This window comes from Thalassospira marina (assembly GCF_002844375.1).
GTDB lineage: Bacteria > Pseudomonadota > Alphaproteobacteria > Rhodospirillales > Thalassospiraceae > Thalassospira > Thalassospira marina.
The window spans coordinates 748,621-773,905 of sequence record NZ_CP024199.1; the positions used below are offsets into that span (position 1 = coordinate 748,621).

Below are 25,285 nucleotides of genomic sequence, written 5' to 3' on the forward strand. Positions count from 1 at the left end.
AGCGTAATATGGCAAAATTTGCGCTATGGCGTAAAATGATATAAATTACGCCATAGCGTAATAAAAGGTGGTCCATGAAAATTACAGCCCGAACGCCAGACCAGATTGGTAATGCCTTGCGACGTGTGCGCAAAGCCAAAGGCATGACCCAAAAAGATGTCAGCGCAAGAACCAATTTGCGTATCGCCACTATTTCATCGCTGGAAAATGGGGACCCGGGCACGCAAATGCGTACGCTGATCTCTGTCATGGCAGCCCTTGATCTTGAATTTGTTGTTCAGAACCGCATTCAGGAAAGCCGACCCAGCATAGAGGATATTTTCTCGTGAGGTCGACGCGATGCAAGCCGCCTTTGACAGTTGTTCTAAACGGAAGACCTGTTGGTGAAGTTGCTATGGCTGCCAGTGGCGCGGTGGCATTTCGATACGATCAGGCTTGGCTGGATTGGGAATATGCATTGCCAATTTCACTGTCGCTTCCCTTGCAGGCACAGGCCCATATTGGTGCGCCAGTAATTTCCTATCTGGAAAATTTGTTGCCCGATAATCAGAATATCCGGGAGCGTGTGGCAGCACGAGTGGGGGCTGGCGGCACAGATGCCTATCATATGCTGGAGAAAATCGGTCGTGATTGCGTCGGTGCCTTACAATTTTTTGTCGATTACACCGGTAATGAAATTTCGCCAGAGATAACAGGGGGAGTCCTGAGCGATAGTCAAATTGCAGGGATGATTAAAAATCTGTCGACCGCGCCCTTGGGGATTCGTGCGGAAGATGATTTCAGAATTTCGATTGCTGGCGCGCAGGAAAAGACGGCCCTTTTGAAGAAAGATGGCAAATGGTTGCGTCCATTTGGTTCCACGCCAACCACCCATATCGTCAAAACACAATTAGGCCAGTTGCCGAACGGCGTTAATTTATCCCATAGCGTGGAAAACGAATTTTTCTGTATGCAGTTTTGCCGTGCGATGGGGGCAAACGTGGCGAACGTTGAAATCCACGATTTCGACGACACGCGCGCCCTGATTGTCGAACGGTTTGATCGGCGCTGGACCAACAGGGGAGCGTTGATAAGGCTCCCCCAGGAGGATTTTTGCCAGGCCTTGAAATATCCGCCGAGCCAGAAATACCAGACAGATGGCGGACCTGATATAACATCCTGCACAGCGTTGCTGTCAGGCAGTAATACGCCAATCAATGATCAGCTTGCATTCTTTCAAGCCCAGATCCTGTTTTGGATTTTAGGAGCAACGGATGGTCATGCAAAAAATTTCAGCCTGTTTTTACAACCGGGCGCAAGTTTTGCGATGACACCTTTATACGACATTTTGTCCGCGCAGCAGGCGGTTGATGAGGGGCAAATTCGGCATCATCAATTTCGATTGGCAATGTCTGTCGGGGCGAACAATCATTATCGCATTGATGAAATTTTTCCGCGTCATTTCCTGCAATCGGCAAAGGCAGCGGGTTTGGGTGTGGCCCTGGTATCGGATTTATTGACCAGAATTTTCAATGATATGCCTGCTGCAATTGATAAAGCAATTGCCGTGTTGCCCAATGATTTTCCGTCAGATTTATGTGACGCGCTGGTGAGCGGTATCAAGATGCGGCATCGAATGCTGGGTTTGGGCCTGACCCGCGATGCCCAACTGGAAGGTTGAATTTCGGTTTAGGTGCGTAATTTGTGATCTGGTCAATACGATCATACGCCTTGACGATCAGGTGCCTGTGTGTGACACCATTTTTTGCCGGTATCCTTTTTGGATAAAAGGGAATTCAGTGCTGTTTTGATTTATCAGACAGCGAAACGAAGCTGCCCCCGCAACTGTATGCGGCGAGCATGTCCTGAAAATGCCACTGGGGTTCACCCCGGGAAGGCCAGGAACATGTTGTGACCCGCGAGCCAGGAGACCTGCCGGCAATCGTGACGACAGACTGGGCGGGGTGCCCCGGAGATGTCCTGCTGATATGCCATTGCCGGGGCGACTGTGTTTCCTGTTATGGCGGTTTTGCCGGATTTTCTTTGATTTTGCTGGTATTTCACCGGTTTGTCGCTGGATGTAACTGGTGTTCCTTTGAAAGGACATGAAATGACCAGCGTTTTAAAACGGGTCCTTGCTGCCGGGGTGTTTGCAGCGGGCCTGATCAGTGTTGCGGCTTCTGCGCAGGCAACCCAATATCCCCTTGAAATACAAAATTGCGGCCGAACCATTACCTTTGATCATGCGCCAGAACGTGTGGTGTCATTGGGGCAAAGCAATACGGAAATTCTTTATTTACTTGGCCTGTCATCGTCGGTGGTGGGGACGGCTGTGTGGTTTGACCCGGTCATGGCGCAATTTGCCGATGAAAATGCCAAAATTCCCCGTTTGGCCGATAACGACCCGTCCTTTGAAAGTGTGGTGGGGCAGCGCCCCGATATGGTGACAACCCAGTTCCAGTGGCATGTCGGGCCAAGTGGCATTGTTGGTACCACGGCACAGTTTGATGAACTGGGCATTCCTGTTTACACCGCCCCGGCTGATTGCGTGGGCAAGGACAACACCACAGGCGGTGATGGCACACGCATCGATGCCTTTTCAATGGATCGCATCTATCAGTCGATTACAGATTTATCGCGCATCTTTGATGTCGAAGATCGCGGCACAAAACTGATTGCGGATTTAAAACAGCGCGAGCAGGCTGCCCGCCAAGATGTTGCCGGGCTGGCACATAACGATGTTTCCGCCGTTTTCTGGTTTTCCAGTTCGGAATTGCATGCCGACCCGTATGTGGGCGGGCAAAAAGGTGCACCGGGTTACATTTCCAGCGTGCTGGGCATTAAAAACGTTATTCAAAGCGATGATGAATGGCCAACAGTGGGCTGGGAAACCATTGCCCGTGCCGACCCCGACATTATCGTGATTGCGAAGATGGACCGCCGCCGTTTCCCCGCCGATGACTGGGAACTGAAAATGAACTTCCTTAAAACCGACCCGGTCGCAAGCCAGATGAAGGCCGTCAAGAACGGTCATGTGGTGGTGATGGAAGTGCTGGCAATGGACCCGACCATTCGTACCATTGATGGCATCGAACAGCTGGCAAAGGCGATCAAATCCTTTGGGCTGGATAAATAGGCATGGGCCTGTTTGCACAGACAGCTTTCTGGCAACGCATCAGCGCGGTTTTCATCGCGCTGATGTTGCTGGCTGTGGCAATGGCATTTGCAACCTCGATCGGGGAAACGCCGATACCCATCCAAACCGTGATCGATGCGCTGGCAAACCATATCTTCGGTGCCAACCGCCATATCGACCCGATTGATGCCGGTATCATCTGGAATTACCGGTTAAGCCGGGCCGTGGTGGCGGCGGCCTGCGGGGCAGGATTGGCAGTTTCGGGCGTGGTATTGCAGGCTTTGTTGCGCAACAGCCTGGCGGACCCCTATTTGCTGGGTATATCGGCTGGGGCATCGACCGGGGCGGTAAGTGTGGTCATTCTGGGGGTGGGCGGTGGCATGCTGACGCTTTCGATGGGTGCATTTGCCGGTGCGCTGCTGGCCTTTGTTTTTGTCAGCCTGCTGGCCTTGCAGGCCGGGCGTGGGCAGGGCGGTATTATTCTGGCCGGGATTGCCGGTTCGCAAATGTTTAACGCCCTGACATCCTTTATCGTTACGAAATCGGCCAATGCGGAACAGGCGCGCGGCATCATGTTCTGGCTTTTGGGCAGTTTAAGTGGCGTGCGCTGGCCTGATGCCAGCCTGGCTGTCCCGGTGATTGTGCTGGGCCTTCTGGTGTGCCTTTGGCATTCACGTGCGCTTGATGCATTTACCTTTGGCCGGGAATCTGCCGCGTCACTTGGGATATCGGTGCGGCGTGTGCATGTTGTGCTGATTGGCACAACCGCGCTGATGACGGCGGTGATGGTCAGTATTGTGGGTTCTATCGGCTTTGTCGGGCTGGTTATTCCACATGCGGCGCGGTTTTTTGTCGGCGCGCGGCATGGTTTGTTATTGCCGCTGGCGGCCCTGATCGGGGCGTTGTTTCTGGTGGGGGCGGATATTGTTTCGCGCATTATCGTGCCCGGCCAGGTGGTGCCGATTGGCGTTGTTACCGCCCTTGTTGGTGCGCCAGCCTTTGCCCTGATCCTGTGTCATCGAAGGGTGCTGCGATGAGTTTGGAACTGATCGATGTTACCTGGATGGCGGGCTACCGCACCATCATTTCCGATGTATCGTTAAAGGTGACACCGGGCGAATTTCTGGGGCTGATCGGGCCGAACGGGTCAGGCAAGACCAGTTTGATGTCGATCCTTTCAGGGGTGCGCCGGCCGTTTCGCGGGCAGGCCCTGATGGGCGGGGCGGAAATGCGCCGTTTGGGGCGCCGCACGCTGGCGCAAAATATTGGTTTTGTTGAACAGCAGGCCGATACAACCGACCGCCTTACCGTACGCGAGGCCGTATCGCTGGGGCGCACACCCTATCTAAGCCTGTTATCGCCCTGGTCACCACGCGATGATGAACAGGTAAACCAGGCGCTGGTGGATGTGGATATGGCCCATATGGCCGATCGCTACTGGCAAACCCTTTCGGGTGGGGAAAAGCAGCGCGTGCATATTGCCCGCGCATTGGCACAGGAGCCGAAATACCTGTTGTTGGACGAACCCACCAACCACCTTGATATCCGCCATCAATTGGGGTTGCTGGAACTGGTCCGCACCCTGAAGGTAACAGCGGTGGCCGCCCTGCATGACCTTAACCACGCCGCCATGTTTTGTGATCGTATCGCCGTCATGAGCGAAGGCCGCCTTGTGGCCCTTGGCAGCCCGGCCGAAATTTTAACGCCCGAATTATTGCAAACTGTATTTGGCATTTCAGCCGCGGTTGAAACCGACGGGCAGGGGCGTTGCCATATTCGCTATCACGCGCTGAACGGTTAAATGCCGGGCCTGCAAAATGCAAGGTCCCGGCATTTTAAATAAGATCACGAAGGATCAGGAATTGGAACTGCTGGTCATGGAGCCGGTTGTAACCTGTGCTGTCGTTACAGAAAGGTCCTGTTCGACAAGACCAAGCGTCTGGTTGGCCTGAAGCGGGTGGCTGTTGATCAACTGGGTGTAGGCCAGGTCGAGATTGCCACGGGTTTTGCCAAAGGGCAGCACAACCTGGCTAAGCTGGGCATTGCCCTTGGCCTGGTTGCCAGCGGCAAAGTCCTGATCAAAAACCAGCGGTCCGGTAATGATGATATTGCCATTGGCCCCGTCATCATACATGTCCGAAAGTGTTGCCCGGGCATTGTGCAGCAACTGTTTGGCGGTGTCGTGGTCGCCAGCCGAAAGGGCAACCCGGGCCTGGTGAACCTGCTGCAATACGGTTTCACCTTTTTTCGAGAAATCGGCTTTCATTGCGGCACTGTTGGGATCGGGCTGGGTGAATTTGGCCTGCTGTGCCAGCCAGATATCGTGTTCCTTGCGCGCACGGTGCGGGCCGGATGCGTTATTGGGAACAAAACTGTCATTATATTCCGAAACGGTGGCCTGGTTGGTCGGGCTTTCCGGGTGCTGAGCCAGCCAGATGTCATATTCCTTGCGGGCACCATGGGGACCCGACGTATTGTTGGGTACGATTGCCGGGTAGGTGCCGTTTTCGGCAGCACTGGCAATATTCGGTGCCATGGCAAGGGCGGAAACACCAAAGGCCAGGGTAACGATGGCGATGTTGCGTGACAGATTTTTCATGATGGTAATCCTTTGCAATAACCCGATTGACATGATGAACAGGCGGTCCTGGACGGGGTAATGGTCGATGGGCCGTTCTGCATGTCGTTATCAGCGACATCTGCCAAAGGAATTGCATCTGCCATGCCAAATATTAAGGCATTGAAAAATATGAATTTATTTTAAATCTGGCATTCCGGCCTGTGTCAATTGGTGGTTATTTCCACCATCTGGGGGCCGGTTTGGGGGATGTGGTGGTTTATATCCCCCGCAGGTTGGTTAGCCGGTTTGGCCCAAAAGGTCTTCCAGCCCGTATTTGCGAATGCGATAGCGCAGGGTTTCACGCGTGGTGCCCAATGCGCGAACTGTTGCCATCACGTTATAGCCGTTCAGGGCCAATGCCTTGCGAATGATCTTTTCTTCCATTTCTTCGAGCGAAACAGACCCATCCAGCGGCAGGGTGATGGCAGGTTCGACGGGCGAGCGGGCGGCATCGCCCATTTGGCCGCTTGCCGTTTTAGTATCATTGGCCAGGGCATGTGTTATGGGGGATGTATCTTCGCTGGTCGTGGCTCCGGCTCCGGCTCCGGTCATGGCTGGTACCTGAGTGCCGGGCGTTAGGGGCGACGGGCTGATGCCCAGCCATTCACCGGGCAGTTCCGGCCCGTTCGCCAGCATGACGGAACGTTCAATCACATTGCGCAGCTCGCGTACATTGCCCGGCCAGCCATAGGATTGCAAAATTGCCATGACCGGTTCGGGCACGGTTTGAACCTGCTTGCCGGAACGGGCGTTAAATTCGCTGATCAGGTTGGCAACAATGGGGGCAATATCCTCGTTACGGTCGCGCAGGGCCGGCAGGGCCATTTCAAACACCGAAATGCGATGATAAAGGTCCAGACGGAAATCACCACGGGCGGATGCCGCACGCAGATCGCGGTTCGATGCGGCAACAAGCTGGATATCGACCGATATCTTTTCTTCCCCACCCACCCGGCGAAAGCTTTGTTCCTCGATCGAGGTTAAAAGCTTGGATTGCAGGCCGATATCCATTTCGCCGATTTCATCTAAAAACAGGGTGCCACCATCAGCCTGTTCCATCAGGCCGCGATGGCGGCCTTTGGCCCCGGTAAAGGCACCGGATTCATGGCCAAACAGTTCGGATTCCAGCATGTCTTTGGGAATGGCGGCACAGTTCAGGTCAATGAAGGGGCCATCCTTGCGCAAGCCCGAATAATGCAGGATTTTTGCCACCAACCCCTTGCCCGTACCGGTTTCCCCACCGATCAGGATGCTGGTGATTGGCACCTTGCCCAATTGCACCAGCATGTTGCGCACCTGTGCAGCGGCGTCGCTGGGGCCGATAAAACTTTCGGGGCTAAACCGTTCAACGGCCTGGCGGGTGGTATCATCAATGCGCTGGCGGGCCTGTGCACCACGGGTGGCGGTAGCAATTGTCAGGTCGAGTTTGTGAAAATCCAGCGGCTTTGCCAGAAAATCCAGCGCGCCCAAATCAGCGGCGCGCTCAATATCCTTGCGCGTGCCATAACCGGAAAGGAATATCCATTCTGATTGCACATTGTGTGCGCGTGCTTCTTCGAGAAAATCGAGGCCGTTACCATCGGGCAAATTCATATCGGATAAAACAATGGCCGGGGCAAAGCCAAGCTCGATGAATAACCGTCTGGCATCTTCGATGCGCGGTGAATGCGTTACGCGCCAGCCTTCGCGTTCAAACCGGCGTTTCAGTTCATTTCCCAGCAGTTTTTCATCTTCGATGATGGCAATTGTTTTCATGTTATTCGCCCTCGCATGGCAAAATGATTGTTGTTTTTGCCCCGCCAAATTCGCTTTGGCCCAAATGCATTTCGCCGCCGTGGCTGCGCACCAGGTGGTCGGTAATTGATAGTCCCAACCCTGCCCCATTCGGTTTGGCCGATTGTAACGGGCGCGCCCCCTTGCCCAGCAGGGCAGGCGGGTAGCCGGGGCCGGAATCCGCCAGGGTCAAAACGGCGTTTGTGCCTTCAATCGCAAAATGCACGCTGATTTTTCCGGCATCATTGCCAATGGCCTCGCAGGCATTTTTCAAAAGGTTCAGCAATATCTGGCGCATGGTATCGCGGGGCAGGCAAATGTCGGCATCTGCGATTTCCGATGTCAGGGTGATATGGGCGGGCAGGCGATAGCCAAACAGTTTAATGACATCGCCAATAAGCTGGTCGGCCGCAATGCGCACGGCTTCTTCCTGCAGGAAGGGGCGGCTTTGTAACAGCGAGTTCAAAAGACGCGTGACCCGGTCCATTTCCTCGGCAATCAGGTTGAGGCGTTCCTTATGGTCGGCATCGTCTATTTCGATTTCGAGGTTATGTAATGCCATCGAAATGCCCGAAATCGGGTTGCGCAACTCATGGGCAAGACGGGCGGAAAATTCGCCAATTGCGGCCAGACGGGCACCGTTTTCAAGTTCATCCTGCTGGCGCAGCAGCGTTTCGGCCGCGGCGCGCACCTGCGCCTGTAACTGGCTGGTATGGTTGCGCTGCTGTCGTGCAGCATCGCGCAGGCGTGTGGTCATATCGTTATAATGGGCGTAAATGGGGGTTAACGGGTCATCATCCGATAGCGGGGCGATATTGGCAAAGCGCAGATTACCCACATTATCAAGCAATTCGGATAACCGGTTAACCGCGCGAAAGGACCGTCGCTGCATCCATATGATCAGGATAATCGACAAAACCGGGATGGTCGCCAATGCCACCAGGGCAACACTAAGTTCCTGGTTGGCGGAATGCCGCGCCTTTTTAACTGCCTTTTGCTGCAGGCTGCTTTCTGCGGCGCTGACTTCGCGAATAATCGATAACGCCCCAATCAGGTTGGTGCGCGGATTATCAATGGGGGGTGTCAAATAATCGGCGGCGGCACGTAGTTTTTCGGGTGTTTGCGGCGATAATGCCCCACCTGCGCCGATAAGCTGTTCGATATCGGTGCGGATATCGGCCAGTTCGGCATTGGTTGGCGGTATCTGGCTGCCCAGATGGCGCACCAGCAATTTGCCAATATTGATATCCACCTGTCCAAGGCCCTGAATATGGTGAATATGGCTTTCCAGCGGATCAAGCCGGTTGGCAGACCGCCACGCCGTAAAAGCCAGAAAGGCCAGCGATAGCATCAGGCCGATGGTAGCAAGGGCAATGGACACCTTTAAGGGGCGCAGCAGGGTTCTGCGCGCCAGTGCTGGTCTTGCGCTGGAAATGTTCATCAAGGCTGTTCCCGAGCGAAACGGAATTGCCGCGATCCCGATGGTAGCGGGATCGCGGCAAAGGCAGGAACAGCTTGTTTAAAAACAGATTACGGCAAACAAATGGTTGCCGGTTAATCAGTTCTTTTCACGGGCAACGGCGCGCCAGCCAATATCGCGGCGGCAAAAACCCTCCGCCCAGTCAATTTTATCAACGGCTTCATAGGCGCGTTTCTGTGCTTCGGTCACGCTGTTGCCGCGCGCGGTAACACCCAGAACACGGCCACCGGTGGCTGTCAGGCGGTCGCCATCCATTTTGGTGCCAGCATGCAGGATTTTAACCTTATCAAGCGCATCGGCTGCCGCAACATTGCGAATTTCCGTGCCTTTTTCATAGGACCCCGGATAGCCCTTTGCGGCCATCACAACGACCATGGCGGTTTCATCAAACCATTCAGGTTTCACCTGGTCCAGCGTGCCGCTGGCTGCACCATCAAGAATATCAAGAATATCGGATTTCAACCGGCTCATCAGAACCTGGCATTCCGGGTCGCCAAAGCGGATGTTGTATTCGATCAGCTTGGGATATTCGTTTTCATCAATCATCAAGCCAGCAAACAGCACGCCCTTGAACGGGTGGCCTTCGGCGGCCATGCCCTTGACGGTGGGGACAATGATGTCGCGCATCACGCGTTCTTCAACGGTGGCGGTGAAAACCGGTGCCGGGCTATAGGCGCCCATGCCGCCGGTATTGGGGCCGGTATCGCCTTCGCCAACGGCTTTGTGGTCCTGGGCTGCGACCAGCGGAATAACGTTTTCGCCATCGCAAACGGCAAAGAAGGATGCTTCTTCGCCGGTCATAAATTCTTCGATCACGATTTCCGCGCCAGCATCGCCAAATTTGCCGCCAACCATGCATTCGTCAATGGCGGCTTGGGCTTCGGCAACAGTCTGGCAAATCGTCACACCTTTGCCTGCGGCAAGGCCATCGGTTTTAACCACAATCGGCGCACCCTGTTTTTCCACAAAGGCCCTGGCATCGGCCGGGTTGGTAAAGCGGCCATAGGCGGCAGTCGGCACGCCGAATTTGGCAACCATATCCTTCATGAAACCCTTGGAACCTTCAAGCTGGGCGGCTGCCTTTGAACAGCCAAAGGATTTGATCCCGGCGGCGTCAAGGGCATCAACCAGGCCAGCGACCAGCGGGGCTTCGGGGCCAACAACAACCAGATCAACGGCATTGTCACGGGCGAAAGTAACCAGCCCTTCAATATCACTATCGGAAATGGCGACACATTGCGCAGAATCGGCAATGCCGGCATTGCCCGGCGCACACCACAGTTTGGTCAAACGCGGGCTGCGCGCAATCGCCCAGCATAATGCGTGTTCACGTCCACCGCCGCCAACGACCAGAACTTTCATGACTTTTACCCCGACTGCTTGATGGGCCAGATGTGATCCTTTAGGCTTCACATCTTCACTGCGTAACGATTTACGCAACCGCGTTAATAATTCACGCGGGCTTTTAGCATAAAGTACCCTTGATGACGCAAGATTTGTTCGACCCATATGCCCCGCAACCGCAACAAACCGGCAATCTGCCGGAATTTTCGGTTTCCGACCTGTCCAACGCGCTGAAACGCACGGTCGAGGATGCCTTTTCATTTGTCCGGGTGCGTGGCGAAATTTCCGGCTTTAAACGTGCCTCCAGCGGCCATCTTTATCTGGCGCTAAAGGATGATAATGCCGTGCTCGATGGGGTTTGCTGGCGTGGGGCGGCGGCCAAACTGGGCATTTCACCCGAAGATGGCATGGAGGTGATCGTCACCGGGCGCCTGACCACCTTTCCCGGCCGGTCCAAATACCAGATCGTGATCGACAGCATGGAAGTTGCTGGCGAAGGCGCGCTTCTGAAATTGCTGGAAGACCGCAAAAAGAAACTGGCCGCCGAAGGCCTGTTTGACGCGGACCGCAAACGCCCCATTCCGTTTTTGCCCGATGTGATTGGTATTGTCACTTCACCCACCGGGGCGGTGATTCGCGATATCATGCATCGCCTGCGCGAACGTTTTCCGCGCCGGGTGCTGTTATGGCCGGTATTGGTGCAGGGCAAGGGCGCGGCCGAACAGGTGGCCCATGCCGTGCGCGGCTTTAACGAATTACTGCCCCATGGCGATATTCCGCGCCCGGATGTGCTGATTGTCGCGCGTGGTGGCGGATCGCTGGAAGATTTATGGTCTTTTAACGAGGAAATCGTTGCCCGTGCGGTGGCGCAATCTTCCATTCCCGTCATATCGGCGGTGGGCCATGAAACCGATACCACCCTGATCGATTTTGTATCTGACCTGCGGGCGCCGACCCCCACCGGGGCGGCGGAAAAGGCCGTACCCGTGCGGCTGGATTTGCTGGCACAGGTTAACGACGATGGCCAGCGCCTGATTGGTGCCGTGCGCCGTTTGGCGGGTGATAAACGCATGGGGTTGGAAAGTGCAGCCCGTGCGCTGGGCGATCCGCGCCGGATGCTTGAAGATCGGGCACAAAGCTTTGATAACTGGTCGGAACGTTTGCCACGTGCGATGCAATCGGTTTTGCAGCAGGCACGCGCACGACTGAACGAAACCGCATCGCGCCTGGCAAGCCCGCGTGAACAGCTTTCGGAAAAACGCAACCGGCTGGAAAATGCCGGGCTGAAGCTGCAAACCGTGATTGACCGGCAGGTGCAACAGCAAAAATCACGGCTGGACCGTGCCGCAGCAGGCCTGCGCCCCAACGATGCCAAAAACGATATCCGCCGCAATAACCGCCAGATCGAGGATTTGGGTGATCGGCTGAAACGTGCCATGCAGAATACCATTGTGCGGGAAGGCGAGGGACTGGCGCGTTATGACCGGCTGCTGGAAAGTTTTTCCTATCGCAATGTTTTAAAACGCGGTTTTGCCGTGGTGCGCGATAGCAATGGCAAGCTGGTTGATCATGCCGCCCTGTTGGCAATGGGCCAGCATTACCGCCTGGAAATGCGGGATGGCAGTGCGGATATGCAGCTTGCCGGGGAAACGCCGACGGGTACGGGGGCACAGCCCTTGCGCCCCGCTGCACCGGTTGAAAACACGGACAAGCCAGCGGCACCGTCGCCCGTTGAGGCTGCGCCGGTTGTACCTGCCACCAAACCCGATGCCGCCGCATCAAATTCTTCGGCGGAAAAACCCAAAAAGCCGCGCCGTAAAAAAGACCCCACCCCACAGGAAGATGACCGTCAAGGGAGCCTGCTATAATGCGTTCAAACTTTGTTGCCGTTGCCCTGACACTGATGGGCGTGGTGATCACCGCACCGCTGGCAGCCCGTGCGGACGAGCCTGCCTTTAAAGGCAGTTTTACCCAGGGCGGGATTGTATTTGGTGAAACCACACCGGGTACGAAGGTGGAACTGGACGGCGAGAAAATTGATACCGTCGCCCCTGATGGCAATTTTGTTTTGGGGTTTTCGCGCGATTACGAAGGTCCGGCAACTGTTACGTTGCTGCATGGGGATGGCAGCACCGAACAGTTTACCTATCCCATTACCCATCGCACCTTTGATATTCAGCGTATTGATGGCCTACCCAAGAAAATGGTCACGCCAGACCCGGCGGTGATGGAGCGCATCCATGATGATTCCCGTCAGGCCCGCGAGGCCCGTGTCGCCCGGTTTGACCAGGAATATTACAATTCCGGTTTCATCTGGCCCGCAACCGGGCGGATCAGCGGTGTTTATGGATCGCAGCGCATTTTAAATGGCGAACCGCGTGCCCCGCATTGGGGGGTGGATATTGCGGTGCCCAGTGGCACCCCGATTGTCGCCCCGGCAGATGGGGTGGTGACACTGGCCCATCCCGATATGTATTTTTCCGGTGCGACGCTTTTTGTGGATCATGGGTTGGGTGTTGTTTCGGCCTTTTTGCATCTGTCAAAAATTGACGTCAAAGTCGGCGATGTCGTGCATCAGGGCGATGTTATTGCCCATTCCGGTGCCAGTGGCCGGGCCACCGGCCCGCATCTGGACTGGCGGGTTAACGTCGGGCCGACGCGCATTGATGCGGCCTTGCTGGTCCCGCCGATGGAACAGGTTCTGGCAGGGGCAAAAAAATGAAAATTCGGGGCGCGGTTGCCGCAGGACATATTGAAACGGCCCGCGCCGCCCGGGATGTATTGGAAGCTGGCGGCACGGCCTTTGATGCCATTATTGCGGCGATGTGGGCTGCCTGTGTGGCCGAACCTGTTTTGGCATCACTTGGCGGTGGCGGGTTTTTAATGGCGCGCCCGGCGGGCAAACCGCCCCAGCTTTATGATTTTTTCGTTGAAACACCGCTGGCAAAACGCCCGGCCGAACAATTGGAATTTGAAAGCTGCATTGCCACCTTTGCCGGTGGTGTTCAGCAGGAATTTCATGGTGGTTATGGGGCGGTGGCAACGCCGGGCATGGTTGCGGGCCTGTTTGCCGTGCATCGCGATCTGGGGCGGTTGCCCATGGGTGATCTGGCCATGTCGGCGCGCAATCTGGCGCGCGATGGTGTGGAGGTCGATCCTTTCCAGCATTATGTGATGAATATTGTCACCCCGCTTTTGGGTTTTTGTGATGAAACCCGTAAAACATATGGCAAAGCGGGCGATACCAGCACTGATTTCACTGTTATTTCCGCCAATGCCCGCCATCATCAGCCCCAACTGGCCGCATCGATTGATGAACTGGTGCAACATGGTGCCGAAAGTTTTTATCGTGGCGATCTGGCATCGGCACTGGTGGTGGCCTGTGCGCAGTCTGGCGGTTACATCACGGCGGACGATCTGGCGAAATACCGGGTATTGATACGCGATCCTCTTCTGGTCCGCGGGCGTCAGGGGAAATTCGTGCTGAACCCACCCCCGGCATCGGGCGGGGTTTTGGCCGGGTTTGGCCTTAAACTGGCGCGCGATATTGATTTGGGCGAATTTGGTGATGCCCGCCACCTGGATGCGGTATCGGCCATTTTAAAAACAACGTCGGTGGTGCGCGGTGAATTTGGCGCGGCCCCGTCGATCCTGGGTGATGAATTTTGCGAAGGATACCGCAATCTGATCGGGGATCGGCCATTAACCCAAAACGGCACCACGCATATTTCGGTGGTCGATGAATTTGGCAATCTGGCATCGGTGACCCTTTCAAACGGGTCAACATCCGGGCGCATGATTCCGCAAAGTGGTATTCTGCTTAATAATATGCTGGGCGAGGCGGATTTATCCCCCGAAGGTTTTCATAACTGGCCCTGTGGTGTGCGCATGACATCCATGATGACACCGGCCCTTTATCTTGCCAATGACGGGGCGCTGGTCGCACTTGGGTCTGGCGGGTCCAACCGCATACGGTCCACCATGATGCAGGTATTGCTTAATCTGGATGTGTTTGGCATGTCGCTGGAAGATGCCATTGCCGCCCCGCGCATGCATTTTGATGATGACCTGCTATCGATCGAGCCCGGTTTTGATACCGCCCTTCTTGATCAATTGCATTTAAACGAACAGCACCGCTGGCAGGAAAGCGACATGTTCTTTGGGGGGGTACATGCCGCATCGCTTAACAGCTTTGCCGGGCGGCTGGATGCGGCTGGGGATGCGCGCCGCAACGGGCACTGTTTTATCGTTGATTAAGGGCAAAGGGCCTTATTCGCCGGAATAATCCGTTTGGCTTGGCACAACCGCGCCAACATCAAGCAGTGGTGCTGCATCAATTTTTTCCGCATGCATCATGGCCGCCACCCGTTGCAGGGATGACAGCATCTGGGTTTTTTCCCACACCGGCAATTCTTCAAACTGGCGAATGAATTCTTCATGCAGCAGGTCCGGGGCATTGGCGATGATGTCGCGCCCGGCATCGGTCAGTTCGGTATTAACCACGCGCTTGTCGGTGGTGGATCGGCGGCGTTCCATCAAGCCGCGTTGTTCCAGGCGGTTCAGGATGGTGGTGACCGTCGCCTGACTTAGCGAAACATGGGTTGAAATGCGCTTTACCGTTACGTTTTGCAGCTCGCCAATGGCCCGCAAAACCATGATTTGCGGAATGGTCAGCCCGTAAACTTTCATGATGCGCTTGGAATGCAGGTCCGTTGCCCGGATAATCTGCCGCAAGGTGACCAAAACATCCTGCCAGTAGGGTTGCTGCTTTTCCATGGTGGTTCTTTTACGTTCTGTGTTCCGGGTGGCGAAATTGTGGGGCCTTTGCCAGCACGTCCGGCTATCGGTTAGCGGTCTTTGGGCCGATAAGCAAACAAAATTGGCGTGCATGGGCAGGGCAACAGCCATGCGTACCCGTTTGCCTGCAAAACAAAACATCAAAAGTAAAATGAATGATCCTGTTTAACCGCGAAAACGGCGAAGATACAAATACAGGCCGCCAAAAATGGCGCATAAAACCGCAAGCCCGCCAGCAAACAACGTGATTTTCTCAAACCGCAGCGAACTGGCTTGCCGGTTTTCCATATAAACCAGAATATGTTTGCGCAGTTCATCCATATCCGGTGTCAGGTCACGTTCAGGAACAAACAGTGGTAAACCCGCGCGCGACAGCAAATCGTTGGTTTTGTTAACCCGTTCATTATAAAGGGCAAACCGTTCCTCTGCCGCGCCCAGATCCAGAAGCGGGCGGTTGGGGCTATCGGTGCCGATTGCGGGTGATGGTTTGATGGTAACGGTGGCGCGTGTCAGGCTGCGATAGGGGCCTGAAAGGCATTCCTTTAAGGTTGCAGGGTGCGTTTTGCACTGAATAACCCGGTCGGGTGCCGTTTGGATGGCATCGCGCAGGCTGTGCTGCAAATCCTTTTCAAACCGCGCGATATTCATGCGCAGTTCCAGTGCCTCGTTGCGAATGTCGCTTTGTTCGGATGCGCGTACTGGCAGGCCAGAAGCCGCCACAAGCAACGGTATCATGATCATACCGGTCAACAGTCGCACGCGCACGGCATTGTCCTTTCGGGCATGCGACAATTCGCGACATGCCGGGTTTTTGACCGATTTTCTTTAAAGAAGCCCCATTTTGCCCGCCGAGGTCATTGCCCGGCAAGAAGAATTTCGCCGCAATAACGGTTTAGCCAATCACAGCGATCACTTGGTAAGGCAAGGGACCGGTTTTACCGAATGACTGCCGGTCAGGTTGGTGTCACAGGTGTTTGGTTGGGGCATGGCATGGGGAGGGCGCGCCAAAAGGCACGCCCGGATAAGCGGGAAGGGGCCGAAACAGGTTGGAATAGGTCAGAGCAGGCCGGAATAAGCTGGCAACCGCGCCTTAATCGGGCCAGCGGCGATGCACCCACAGCCATTGTGCCGGGCGCTGGCGGATCCAGTCTTCGATGAAGGCATTTACATCGGTCATGATTTTGAGGATATCGGCGTGGCGGTCATCCGTTTTGACGATGTCGATCTTTGGATAGAATGTCATGCGGAAATAGGCGCCATGCAGGCGTTCCAGGCGGACCGGTACAGCCGGGGCATCATATTTGACAGCAAACTGCGCAAGTGCGGGCGCGGTCATGGCATCGCGGCCAAAAAACGGGACGGCGATGCCGTCATTCATTTTCTGGTCCACCAGCATGGCGATATGGCCGCCCTTTCGCAAAAAGCCGGTCAGCTTGCGCGCCCCTTCTGGCCCCTTGCGGACCATTTCACCCTTAAAGCCCTGTCGGGCCTTTGAGAAAATGTTATCGACCCAAGGGTTGTCCGGCGCGCGATAAACACACATCATTTCCAGGTCCATGGCGCGTGCAAGCAGCATGGCGACTTCCCAGTTGCCAGCATGGGCGGTAAAAAACTGGCCTGGCTTGTCATCATTTTTCAGCGCAAGGCCGTTTTCCAGCCCGACAACTTCAAGACGGTCCGATCCTGGTTCAATCTTGTGAATATGCGGTACTTCGGCAATGCTGCGGCCCAGATTTTCCCACATATCGCCCAAGATCGTTTCAATTTCGTGGGCCGATTTTTCGGGAAAGGCGCGTTCCATATTGCGCCGGGCCCGCTTGGTAATGCTGACCCTGGCGCCTATCTTACGTCCAATCCAGCCGCCAACGGCAGATGCGCGATCAATCGACATGATTGAAAACAGCCAGAAAAACAGATGCGCCGCCAATCCCTGCAGGGGATAGCTGAAGTAACGCTGGAAATTGCTGATGTTTTTGTTTTTAGGCGCCATGGGCAAATACCGTTTCGATCATTTGGGTCATGCCTGGCAAGTCGTCAAATTCCAGGGCAATGCGCAGCGTCCTTATGCCGGTTTGATCCGCGAAGGGCAAGCGCACCAGGTCTTTTTCCGTGGTAACCAGCATGGCCCCGGCCTTTTGGGCATCGGCACGCAAGGCGGCCAGTTCATGTGGCTTAAACAGATGGTGGTCGGGGAAATCGCGCGCAAGGGCAATTTCCGCCCCGCAATCGCGCAGGCTTTGGTAAAACTTTTCCGGTCGGCCAATCCCGGCAAAGGCAGCAACCTTCTGCCCGGCAAATTCATTGGCATTTTCCGGGCGAATACGGGCCTTGAAAACCGAAACATGGTTGGGCATTTGCGGTGCCAGCCCGGTTTTATCATCCCCGATGATGATGGCGGTACGCACACGCGAAAACCCGCTTTTGATGGTTTCGCGAAGCGGCCCGGCGGGTAAAACCCGGCCATTGCCAAACCCGGTGGCACCATCAATCACGACAATGCCCAAATCCTTGATCACGGATGGGTTTTGTAAACCATCATCCATAATGATCACATCGGCCCCGGCAGCCTTGATGGCTTCTGCCCCGGCGGCACGATTGCGCGAAACCCATGCCGGGCCGGTGCGCGCCAGCAACAGGGGTTCATCGCCAACATCCGATGCGCGATCGTGCGACAGATCAACCCTGTGCGGGCCCTGTTGGGTGCCGCCATATCCCCGGCTTAGAAAATGGGGGTTATGGCCAAGCCCGGTTAAAATACCAAACAGCGCCTGTGCCGATGGCGTTTTACCCGCCCCACCCACGGTGAAATTCCCCAGGCAAATCACCTTGCAGCCCGGATGCAGGGCCGGTGTCGTTGCCTTGCGCCATGCGGCCCCCGCCCGCCACAGAAGCGAAAGTGGCGATAGCGCACGGGAAATAACATTATCGGTTTGCCAGAAATCAGGGGCGTGCATGTGGCCCCCGGCATGCCACCAGCAATTCCGTAATGGCAGACATGGTACGTTCCAGAACTTCGGCTTTGCTGTTGGCATAGTTGCGCGCCGCATCGGTCAGGGCATCGCGCGCGGGCTGGTTTGCCAAAAGTTGGTCAAGCTGGCGTTCAAGGTCGGCTTCATCGGTGCAGGGGCGCGCAGCACGTTCCGCCAGCATTTCACGGCTGATTTCGGCAAAGTTGCTCATATCCGGGCCATGCAGGATGGCACAGCCAAGGCGTGCTGGTTCCAGCGGGTTTTGCCCGCCACCCACCGCCAGGGTTTTGCCAATAAAGCAAATTGGTGCCAGCCGGTAATAAAGGCCCATTTCCCCAATGGTATCACCCAAAAACACATCGGTATCGCGGGTAATGATATGGTCCATGCTGCGCCGGGCAATGCGCAGGCCCTTGCCCATCAGGGTGGCTTCAATGCCAGTTGCCCGGTTGGGGTGGCGCGGAACGATGATGGTTAAAAGATTGCGGTGTTTTTCACGCAGGCGCGCATGGATGGAGGCGGCAATTGTTTCTTCGCCTTCAAACGTGCTTGATGCCAGCCAGACAGGGCGATCGCCAATCTGGTCGCGATATTTGCGCAATATGTCATCTTCAACCGGTAGGGGCAGGGCCGCAAATTTCAGATTGCCCGTGGTCATGACATTGGGCGCGCCCAGTTCGCGAAACCGTGCTGTTTCTTCCTCTGTCTGGGCCAGCACAACACTGAAACAGGCCATCACCGGGCGAATGAAGGATGAAAACCGGCGATAGCTTTTAAAGCTGCTATCCGATATCCGGCCATTTAACAGGGCGATTTTTGTGCCGGATTTACGCGCGCGGGTCAGGATATTGGGCCAAAGGTCGCTTTCCAGCCACAGGGCAATATCGGGCCGCCAGTGATGCAGGAAACGCGCGACATAAACCTGTCGGTCCACCGGGATAAACTGGTGAATAACATTTTCCGGCAGGCGTTCGTGCATCATGCGCGCCGATGTGACGGTGCCGGTCGTAACCAGTATGGTAAATTCCGGGTATTCGCGCTGCAGCCGGTCAATAACGGGCAGGGCAGAAAGGGATTCACCAACACTGGCACCGTGAATCCAGATCAGCGGGCCTTCGGGGCGCATATGGCCGGGATGGCCAAACCGTTCGCCGATGCGGCCGGGGTCTTCCTTGCCGCGGTTTTTACGCCGGTGCAAATACAGGCCCACAATCGGGCCCAGCATGCGTGTTGCTGCACGATAGGCGTAAAACAGGCTCATCGCGGTGTTTCTCCGGCTTCGCGCGCGGCGCGTTTCTGCTTTACGGGTTCATCGGGGCCGGCGGGCTCAATCACATCAAGGCCAAATTCCCGGTCATGCTTCTGGGTTAGCGCGACCATGCTGGTTTCCAGCTCCAGGCGTTTTGCCTCCATGCCGTCATTATCCAGGTCTTTGGGCACATAAATGGGTTCGCCCCAGGCAAACACACCACGTGAAAAGGGAAAAGGCAGCACAAACCTGTCCCAACTGCGCATGACACGCCGCCGCGATGCGGAATAGGTAAGCGGGAAAATCGGAACACCACTGATGCGTGCTGCCGAAATGACACCGCCGGATGCATGCATGCGCGGGCCGCGTGGCCCATCGGGCGTCATGCCAACGACTTCACCGGCCTTTAGCGATTTTAAAATCCCACGCAGGGCATTTGCACCCCCGTTGCTTGATGACCCGGCAATGGTATGGACGCCAAAATGGCCAATGGTGCGCGAAATGATTTCGCCGTCACGATGCGCTGAAATCAGCATGTTAAAGGGCGCATCCCCGCCAACGGCCTGCCATGTATAAGGCATCATCAATAGGCGCTGATGCCAGAAGGCAACAATAAAGGGTTTGCCTTCGGCCATCATCTGGCGTGGCAGGTCTGTTCCCTTTTGCTGCCATTTACCGGTATGGCGCACAAGGCGGATGTAAAAGGCGGCAAGGTGGCACAATGTCGCCCGTGCCTGCGCGCTTTTGACGATTCCTTTATACCACTTCACGCGTTCAGTCCTGATCGGTCACCAGATGGGGTTGTTTGCCCGGTTCTTCGGAAAACTGCAGGTTATAAAGGTTGGCATATGCGCCGCCAAGTGCAAGTAATTCTTCGTGTTTTCCCTCTTCAATCAACTGCCCGCGATGAATGACACAGATTTTGTCAGCATCGATGATGGTTGAAAGACGGTGCGCAATAACCAGCGTGGTGCGGTTTTTCATCAGCTTGGCAAGTGCTGTCTGGATATGGCGTTCGGATTCCGTATCGAGTGCCGATGTTGCTTCGTCAAGCAGCAGGATCGGCGCGTTTTTCAGCATTGCGCGCGCAATGGCAATACGCTGGCGCTGCCCGCCCGAAAGCTTGACGCCATGTTCACCAACAATGGTGTCATAACCATTTTCAAGCTCCATGATAAAATCATGGGCAGCGGCATTGCGTGCGGCTTCCTGGATTTCCTCGTCACTGGCACCGGCACGGCCATAGGCAATATTGGCGCGCACGGTATCATCAAACAGCGAGATTTCCTGGCTGACAAGTGCAGTGGCATTGCGCAGCGTGCGAAGCTGCACATCGCGAATATCCTGCCCGTCAATGGCGATGCTGCCGGAATTGATGTCATAAAAGCGGGGAATAAGGTTCAGGATCGTCGATTTCCCGGCACCGGACTGGCCGACAAGTGCCACCGTTTGCCCGGCAACAATATCAATATTGATATTGCTAAGCGCGTTGCTGTCATCTTCGCTGTTATAGGCGAAATCGACCTTCTTGAAGGTGATGCCACCACCTTTGACATTCAGCGGTTTGGCATCGGGCTTGTCCTTGATGTTCGGTTCAAGGTCGAGAATGGTGAAAACGCGCTGGGATGCCGCAAGGCCCGCCTGCAAATTCATATTGATATTTGCCAGTCGCTTTACTGGTTCATAAGCCATCAAAAGGGCGGTGATAAAGGCGAAAAACCCGCCTGCATCATTGCTGCCTTCAATAACGCGATAGCCGCCATAAACGATAATCACGGTAACCGCGACACCGCCCAGCGTTTCCATGATGGGGGATGAACGCGCGCGAACCTTTTGTGCCTTGAAATTCAGGCGGAAAATATAATCAACCAGTTTGCCAACCCGCGAGCTTTCGTATTCTTCCATGCCATAGGCTTTGACATGGCGAACGCCGTGAAAGGTTTGCTCCAGCAGGGTGGCGAATTCGCCGATCTGTTGTTGGGTGTTGGACGAAACCTTGCGCATGCGCCGGCCCAGGCGGGCAATTGGCATGATGGCAAGGGGAAAGACAAAAATGGCGATAAAGGCCAGTTGCCAGTCTTTTACAAACATCACCCCGATCAGGAAAATCGCCGACATCAGGTCTTTGCCAAACCCCGTCAGGCTTTCTGATACGGCCGAACGCATGGCGCCAACGTCGCTGGTAAAGCGCGCAATCAGCTTGCCGGTATTGGTGCCGTGGAAAAAGTCGATATCCAGGCTCATGACGTGTTCGTAAAGGCGGTTCTGAATATCAGTCAGGATGCGACCACCAACAAAGCTCATCATCACAGCCTGGCCGTAATTGCCAAACCCTTTAAGCGCAAAGGTAATCAGCACCGCTGCACCGACGGGAAGCAGCATGGCGCCGTTTTTGTTGATGAAAATCTCGTTGATCACCGGGTCCATCAGCCATGCTGACGCACCTGTTGTCGCAGCAACAACAACCATGAAAAACAGGGCCAGAACAATTTTGCCGATATAGGGCCGTACCGCTTCGCGGACGATCCGTTTGACCATCGGCCATGTGTCCCAGTGTTCGGTGGTATGGTCGATATTCTGTTTGGACAAGAAGGTAATCCTGACTGTTGTGCGCATGGAAATTCGGACCGGCCGACTGTATCGGATTGCCCCGATTTTGCCTTTTATCAAGGCCCAATTGTGCCCGATTTTACGTGCAGTTTGCTATCATGGTGATGGCTTCACGGCAAGCATCCGTGTGTTGAAAGGCACAGATCAACATACAACGACAGGATGCGGGAACCTGGAAGGCATGCACGCGTTCTTTCCTAATATGGTTCATTTAAAAAAATAAGAAATGAGCAAACAACTTAAAAACCAGATCGAATGCACCCTGTCACTGGGTGTTGAAAGCCGCGTTTTCCCCCTGCACTGGCATGGCCAGGATTTGTGGGTAAAGCAGGCTGTCAATTCCAAACATAAAGTCTGGCATAGTCTGCAGCGCTTTGCAGCGGGTTTGCTGGGTGTTCCCATGTTGCGGCCCACCGTGTCGCAAGGCGGGAAATGCGGCCTTGATGATGAAACCAGCCACCTGTTGCGCATGCGTGATCATGGTGTGCATGTTCCTGACCTTGTGATGGCAAGTGATTGCTGGATCGTGCTGGGGGATAATGGCTGCATCCTCAAAGACCAGTTAAAAGCCGCACTGGCCGCTGGTCGGGATGACAAAATATGCGAGCTGATCACAAAGGCCGCACATGGCCTTGCTGATTTGCATATGCGTGATTGCGCCCATGGTGCGCCGCTTTTGCGCAATATCACGCTATGTGATGATGGTTGCATCGGCTTTATCGATTTCGAGGAAGACCCCGAAGGCTGCATGCCCATTGCGGATGCCCAGGCGCGCGATGTTTTGCTGTTTCTGTTTTCCATTCAACGCGAAATCAAAAAACGGCCTGATCTGCTGCATCTGGGGTGGGAAGCCTATCTTGACCAGGTTGGGCAAAATGCCCCGGCCATGCGCCCGCTGGCATCGGTTTTGCGCCGGATATTCCCGGTTTACCTGTTGATGATTGTGTTTCGGCGCTGGCTGGGCACCGATGCGCTGAATGGCATGCAAACCTATCAGGTTTTGTGCCGGGACATCATGCATGGCGCAACGTCGCATCAGGGCCAACTGACACGCCATTGATCGGTTTCGCACTGATTAAACCCTGCACCACTGCGCTTACCGGCAAAAATCCACCGCAGCCAACCACAACCAGCGCGTTATTGCGCCGGTTGTGGTTGTGGCTGGCGCAGGTCCTGATCATCGCTTTGGGCAACGTCGGCATTCCGTTGGGATGCAGGCGTTGCTGCCACACTTTCGGCGACCGATATCCGCGTTGCTGTTTCCCCATCATACCCGCCGGAAAACGGGGCAAGATTGTAAAGAAACTGCCGGGCGGAATTATGCCAGCTATATTGTTCGGCCAAGGCGCGGGCATCGTTGCGATCAAGTTTTAAGGCATCAAGGGCGGCCTGGCGCAGGTCGCTGTTGATGGCACCTGCCTTGGTATCACGCACAATATCGGCCGGGCCCTGCACCGGGAAAACGGCAACTGGTGTGCCCGATGCCAGGGCTTCCAATATCACCAGTCCAAAAGTATCGGTCTTGCTGGGAAAAACAAAAACATCGGCCGAGGCAAAGGCGATGGCCAGGCTTTCGCCGGTTTTTTTGCCCAGAAACTGCGCCTTGGGATATTTCTGCTTCAAATCGTTTAATTGCGGACCATCGCCGACCACAAATTTGGTGCCGGGCAAATCAAGGTCGAGAAAATGGCCGATATTTTTTTCAACCGCCACCCGACCGACAAACAGCCAGTGCGGCTTGGGAAAATCACCAAAGCTTGCATCTTCACGGGGATGAAACAGCGAAAGATCCACCCCGCGCGACCAGATATGCAGGTTTTGAAAACCCCAGCTTTTCAGCTCGTCGCGCAAGGATTCGGTAGCGACCATGACAGACTGTGATTTACCATGAAATCGGCGCATGCCCCGATAGGAAATCGCCAGCGGCAATTTGGTGCGCGCATGAAGATATTCGGGAAAGCGGGTGTGATAGGCGGTGGAAAACGGCAATTTCCGTTTCAGGCAATAGGCACGCGCAGCCTGACCCAACGGCCCTTCGGTTGCGATATGGATGGCAACGGGCTGCATTGCATCAATCATGCGCGAAAGTTTGCGTCTTGCAAAAATCGCCAGCCGGATTTCCGGGTAGGTCGGGCAGGGAATGGTTGTGAACTGGTCGGGTGAAATGATGCGTACATCATGGCCCTGGGCAATCAGTTCGGCGCTTACCGTTTCCAGCGTCCTGACAACACCATTAACCTGTGGCCGCCAGGCATCGCTGACAATCAGTATTCTCATGCTGTTTTTCCAACCGGGCTGGTGGTTGCTGCGCCAGTATTGGCGATGCGCGGGCTTTGCGGTTTGCCTGTGTTTTCAATGTCGCCTGCTGTGCGAAACAGCGACATTAACCGTCCCAGCCCAAGGCTGGCCGGGGTGCTGGCCGAATTTGGCGTGACATAGGACATTGCCATATTGCGCATATCCGCCCAGTGCAGAAGCTCCAGCTCGCCATCCTTGTGTTCAACAAGGGCCGTGCAGCTTTCAACCCAGTCACCGTCATTGCAATAAAGCACGTTGCCGATCATGCGTTTTTCGGCATGGTGGATATGGCCGCAGACAACGCCATCGACCTTGCGTTTGGCGGCAGCATGGGCAACGGCATTTTCAAAATTGCAAATGAACTGAACCGCGTTTTTCACCCGGTTTTTCAGATAGGCCGACAGCGACCAGTACCCATATCCCAGCTTGCGCCGGGCGGCATTGAAATACCGGTTCAGCATGATGGCAAGGTTATAGGCCGTATCCCCCAGATAGGCGAGCCAGCGGGCATATTTCACCACGCCGTCAAACTCGTCCCCGTGAATGACCAAAAGGCGTTTGCCATCGGCGGTGGTGTGAATGTCGTTCATGCGCACATCGACATGGCCAAAGGTCATATCGACAAATTCGCGGGCAAATTCATCATGGTTGCCGGGCACAAAAATGACCTTTGCGCCGTTCTTGGCCTTTTCCATGATATTTGTGATAACGGCATGGTGGCTTTCGGGCCAATACCAGCTTTTCTTCAGGCGCCAGCCGTCTATGATGTCGCCCACCAGATAATAGGTATCTGCCGTTACTTCGTTAAGGAAATCTACCAGCAGCTCTGCCTGGCAGCCGCGTGTACCCAGATGCACATCTGAAATCCATACCGTGCGGTAGTGGGGTTTCGTGTTCATTGCTGTCATCGTCGCCCTCCAGGTCCCCATGCAAAGGATGGTCGCGCACCCCGGGTGCTGGCCCGTAAATATTGGGCTCGACCAATACCTGAATAAAACAAAAGGGGCGAACATATAACCCGTTCACAGAA

22 protein-coding genes and 1 riboswitch are annotated in these 25,285 nt (G+C 55.2%); of the genes, 9 read left to right on the forward strand and 13 right to left on the reverse strand.

Annotated features, from left to right (window positions below):
* Positions 1-74: 74 nt before the first annotated feature.
* The 5 genes from CSC3H3_RS03320 to CSC3H3_RS03340 all read left to right on the forward strand — a co-directional run bounded on the left by CSC3H3_RS03320 (position 75) and on the right by CSC3H3_RS03340 (position 4,916).
* Positions 75-329 carry a helix-turn-helix domain-containing protein gene (locus CSC3H3_RS03320; protein WP_101283686.1) on the forward strand — a complete coding sequence of 85 codons (255 nt, stop codon included), beginning with the start codon at positions 75-77 and terminating at the stop codon, positions 327-329.
* Positions 326-1,660 (forward strand): type II toxin-antitoxin system HipA family toxin, encoded by a 1,335-nt coding sequence (locus CSC3H3_RS03325; RefSeq protein ID WP_101283688.1) that lies wholly within the window; start codon positions 326-328, stop codon positions 1,658-1,660. Before CSC3H3_RS03320 ends, CSC3H3_RS03325 begins: the two co-directional genes overlap by 4 nt.
* 71 nt (positions 1,661-1,731) lie before the next feature.
* A riboswitch (cobalamin riboswitch) is annotated at positions 1,732-1,933 on the forward strand.
* Between the two features lie 156 nt (positions 1,934-2,089).
* Positions 2,090-3,115: an ABC transporter substrate-binding protein gene (locus tag CSC3H3_RS03330; RefSeq protein ID WP_101283690.1), complete on the forward strand. Its 1,026-nt coding sequence runs from the start codon at positions 2,090-2,092 to the stop codon at positions 3,113-3,115.
* 2 nt (positions 3,116-3,117) lie between these two features.
* Complete coding sequence (locus CSC3H3_RS03335) at positions 3,118-4,152, forward strand: FecCD family ABC transporter permease (RefSeq protein ID WP_101283692.1); 1,035 nt, start codon at positions 3,118-3,120, stop codon at positions 4,150-4,152.
* A complete protein-coding gene (locus CSC3H3_RS03340) occupies positions 4,149-4,916 on the forward strand; it encodes an ABC transporter ATP-binding protein (RefSeq protein ID WP_101283694.1) in 768 nt (255 codons plus the stop codon). The genes CSC3H3_RS03335 and CSC3H3_RS03340 overlap by 4 nt, the downstream gene beginning before the upstream one ends.
* 54 nt (positions 4,917-4,970) lie before the next feature.
* Here CSC3H3_RS03340 and CSC3H3_RS24955 read toward each other — a convergent pair whose 3' ends face one another.
* The 4 genes from CSC3H3_RS24955 to purD form a co-directional block, all read right to left on the reverse strand.
* Entirely contained in the window at positions 4,971-5,714 is a 744-nt protein-coding gene (locus CSC3H3_RS24955; protein WP_101263778.1) for a YfdX family protein, read from the reverse strand.
* Between the two features lie 258 nt (positions 5,715-5,972).
* Positions 5,973-7,490, reverse strand: coding sequence for a sigma-54-dependent transcriptional regulator (locus CSC3H3_RS03350; RefSeq protein WP_172963389.1), 1,518 nt, complete (start codon positions 7,488-7,490; stop codon positions 5,973-5,975).
* A gap of 1 nt (position 7,491) precedes the next feature.
* Positions 7,492-8,949: a sensor histidine kinase gene (locus CSC3H3_RS03355; RefSeq protein WP_101283698.1), complete on the reverse strand. Its 1,458-nt coding sequence runs from the start codon at positions 8,947-8,949 to the stop codon at positions 7,492-7,494.
* Positions 8,950-9,066: 117 nt separating this feature from the next.
* Positions 9,067-10,350, reverse strand: a complete 1,284-nt coding sequence (gene purD / locus CSC3H3_RS03360; RefSeq protein WP_101283700.1) for a phosphoribosylamine--glycine ligase — start codon at positions 10,348-10,350, stop codon at positions 9,067-9,069.
* 122 nt (positions 10,351-10,472) lie between these two features.
* On the opposite strand from purD, the gene xseA reads away from it, so the two are divergent.
* From xseA to CSC3H3_RS03375, 3 genes are read left to right on the forward strand one after another with little or no spacing between them, the layout of a single operon-like run.
* Positions 10,473-12,200 carry an exodeoxyribonuclease VII large subunit gene (xseA, locus tag CSC3H3_RS03365; RefSeq protein ID WP_101283702.1) on the forward strand — a complete coding sequence of 576 codons (1,728 nt, stop codon included), beginning with the start codon at positions 10,473-10,475 and terminating at the stop codon, positions 12,198-12,200.
* The gene (locus CSC3H3_RS03370) at positions 12,200-13,054 is read left to right on the forward strand and encodes a M23 family metallopeptidase (RefSeq protein ID WP_101263783.1); all 855 of its coding nucleotides are present in this window, start codon (positions 12,200-12,202) and stop codon (positions 13,052-13,054) included. Before xseA ends, CSC3H3_RS03370 begins: the two co-directional genes overlap by 1 nt.
* On the forward strand, positions 13,051-14,589 hold the full coding sequence (locus CSC3H3_RS03375) for a gamma-glutamyltransferase family protein (protein WP_101283704.1): 1,539 nt from the start codon (positions 13,051-13,053) through the stop codon (positions 14,587-14,589). The genes CSC3H3_RS03370 and CSC3H3_RS03375 overlap by 4 nt, the downstream gene beginning before the upstream one ends.
* 12 nt (positions 14,590-14,601) lie before the next feature.
* On the opposite strand, the gene CSC3H3_RS03380 is transcribed toward CSC3H3_RS03375, so the two are convergent.
* From CSC3H3_RS03380 to CSC3H3_RS03410, 7 genes are all read right to left on the reverse strand, one after another.
* Entirely contained in the window at positions 14,602-15,108 is a 507-nt protein-coding gene (locus tag CSC3H3_RS03380; RefSeq protein ID WP_101286076.1) for a MarR family winged helix-turn-helix transcriptional regulator, read from the reverse strand.
* A 186-nt stretch (positions 15,109-15,294) separates the two neighbouring features.
* On the reverse strand, positions 15,295-15,864 hold the full coding sequence (locus CSC3H3_RS03385; RefSeq protein WP_133125738.1) for a hypothetical protein: 570 nt from the start codon (positions 15,862-15,864) through the stop codon (positions 15,295-15,297).
* 355 nt (positions 15,865-16,219) lie between these two features.
* Complete coding sequence (locus tag CSC3H3_RS03390) at positions 16,220-17,119, reverse strand: LpxL/LpxP family acyltransferase (RefSeq protein ID WP_101283708.1); 900 nt, start codon at positions 17,117-17,119, stop codon at positions 16,220-16,222.
* A complete protein-coding gene (gene lpxK / locus CSC3H3_RS03395; RefSeq protein ID WP_101283710.1) occupies positions 17,109-18,083 on the reverse strand; it encodes a tetraacyldisaccharide 4'-kinase in 975 nt (324 codons plus the stop codon). Before lpxK ends, CSC3H3_RS03390 begins: the two co-directional genes overlap by 11 nt.
* Positions 18,070-19,359, reverse strand: coding sequence for a 3-deoxy-D-manno-octulosonic acid transferase (locus CSC3H3_RS03400; protein WP_101283712.1), 1,290 nt, complete (start codon positions 19,357-19,359; stop codon positions 18,070-18,072). The genes lpxK and CSC3H3_RS03400 overlap by 14 nt, the downstream gene beginning before the upstream one ends.
* The gene (locus CSC3H3_RS03405) at positions 19,356-20,117 is read right to left on the reverse strand and encodes a lysophospholipid acyltransferase family protein (protein WP_101283714.1); all 762 of its coding nucleotides are present in this window, start codon (positions 20,115-20,117) and stop codon (positions 19,356-19,358) included. Before CSC3H3_RS03405 ends, CSC3H3_RS03400 begins: the two co-directional genes overlap by 4 nt.
* A gap of 4 nt (positions 20,118-20,121) precedes the next feature.
* Complete coding sequence (locus tag CSC3H3_RS03410; RefSeq protein ID WP_342751356.1) at positions 20,122-21,936, reverse strand: ABC transporter ATP-binding protein; 1,815 nt, start codon at positions 21,934-21,936, stop codon at positions 20,122-20,124.
* Positions 21,937-22,183: 247 nt separating this feature from the next.
* Between CSC3H3_RS03410 and CSC3H3_RS03415 the strand changes: the two genes are divergently transcribed.
* Entirely contained in the window at positions 22,184-23,017 is an 834-nt protein-coding gene (locus CSC3H3_RS03415; protein WP_101283716.1) for a BUD32 family EKC/KEOPS complex subunit, read from the forward strand.
* A gap of 77 nt (positions 23,018-23,094) precedes the next feature.
* Here the strand turns inward: CSC3H3_RS03415 and CSC3H3_RS03420 are convergent, their stop codons facing one another.
* Together CSC3H3_RS03420 and CSC3H3_RS03425 are read right to left on the reverse strand one after the other, a co-directional pair.
* Positions 23,095-24,234 carry a glycosyltransferase family 4 protein gene (locus tag CSC3H3_RS03420; protein WP_101283718.1) on the reverse strand — a complete coding sequence of 380 codons (1,140 nt, stop codon included), beginning with the start codon at positions 24,232-24,234 and terminating at the stop codon, positions 23,095-23,097.
* On the reverse strand, positions 24,231-25,163 hold the full coding sequence (locus CSC3H3_RS03425; RefSeq protein WP_101283720.1) for a UDP-2,3-diacylglucosamine diphosphatase: 933 nt from the start codon (positions 25,161-25,163) through the stop codon (positions 24,231-24,233). Before CSC3H3_RS03425 ends, CSC3H3_RS03420 begins: the two co-directional genes overlap by 4 nt.
* Positions 25,164-25,285: the final 122 nt, after the last annotated feature.

Bases quoted from the DNA above. Each gene is read 5' to 3' on its own strand.
- CSC3H3_RS03320 (WP_101283686.1), top strand. From the start codon at position 75: ATGAAAATTACAGCCCGAACGCCAGACCAGATTGGTAATGCCTTGCGA.
- CSC3H3_RS03330 (WP_101283690.1), top strand. From the start codon at position 2,090: ATGACCAGCGTTTTAAAACGGGTCCTTGCTGCCGGGGTGTTTGCAGCG.
- CSC3H3_RS03335 (WP_101283692.1), top strand. From the start codon at position 3,118: ATGGGCCTGTTTGCACAGACAGCTTTCTGGCAACGCATCAGCGCGGTT.
- CSC3H3_RS03340 (WP_101283694.1), top strand. From the start codon at position 4,149: ATGAGTTTGGAACTGATCGATGTTACCTGGATGGCGGGCTACCGCACC.
- CSC3H3_RS24955 (WP_101263778.1), bottom strand. From the start codon at position 5,714: ATGAAAAATCTGTCACGCAACATCGCCATCGTTACCCTGGCCTTTGGT.
- CSC3H3_RS03350 (WP_172963389.1), bottom strand. From the start codon at position 7,490: ATGAAAACAATTGCCATCATCGAAGATGAAAAACTGCTGGGAAATGAA.
- CSC3H3_RS03355 (WP_101283698.1), bottom strand. From the start codon at position 8,949: ATGAACATTTCCAGCGCAAGACCAGCACTGGCGCGCAGAACCCTGCTG.
- purD (WP_101283700.1), bottom strand. From the start codon at position 10,350: ATGAAAGTTCTGGTCGTTGGCGGCGGTGGACGTGAACACGCATTATGC.
- xseA (WP_101283702.1), top strand. From the start codon at position 10,473: ATGACGCAAGATTTGTTCGACCCATATGCCCCGCAACCGCAACAAACC.
- CSC3H3_RS03370 (WP_101263783.1), top strand. From the start codon at position 12,200: ATGCGTTCAAACTTTGTTGCCGTTGCCCTGACACTGATGGGCGTGGTG.
- CSC3H3_RS03375 (WP_101283704.1), top strand. From the start codon at position 13,051: ATGAAAATTCGGGGCGCGGTTGCCGCAGGACATATTGAAACGGCCCGC.
- CSC3H3_RS03380 (WP_101286076.1), bottom strand. From the start codon at position 15,108: ATGGAAAAGCAGCAACCCTACTGGCAGGATGTTTTGGTCACCTTGCGG.
- CSC3H3_RS03385 (WP_133125738.1), bottom strand. From the start codon at position 15,864: ATGATACCGTTGCTTGTGGCGGCTTCTGGCCTGCCAGTACGCGCATCC.
- CSC3H3_RS03390 (WP_101283708.1), bottom strand. From the start codon at position 17,119: ATGGCGCCTAAAAACAAAAACATCAGCAATTTCCAGCGTTACTTCAGC.
- lpxK (WP_101283710.1), bottom strand. From the start codon at position 18,083: ATGCACGCCCCTGATTTCTGGCAAACCGATAATGTTATTTCCCGTGCG.
- CSC3H3_RS03400 (WP_101283712.1), bottom strand. From the start codon at position 19,359: ATGAGCCTGTTTTACGCCTATCGTGCAGCAACACGCATGCTGGGCCCG.
- CSC3H3_RS03415 (WP_101283716.1), top strand. From the start codon at position 22,184: ATGAGCAAACAACTTAAAAACCAGATCGAATGCACCCTGTCACTGGGT.
- CSC3H3_RS03420 (WP_101283718.1), bottom strand. From the start codon at position 24,234: ATGAGAATACTGATTGTCAGCGATGCCTGGCGGCCACAGGTTAATGGT.
- CSC3H3_RS03425 (WP_101283720.1), bottom strand. From the start codon at position 25,163: ATGACAGCAATGAACACGAAACCCCACTACCGCACGGTATGGATTTCA.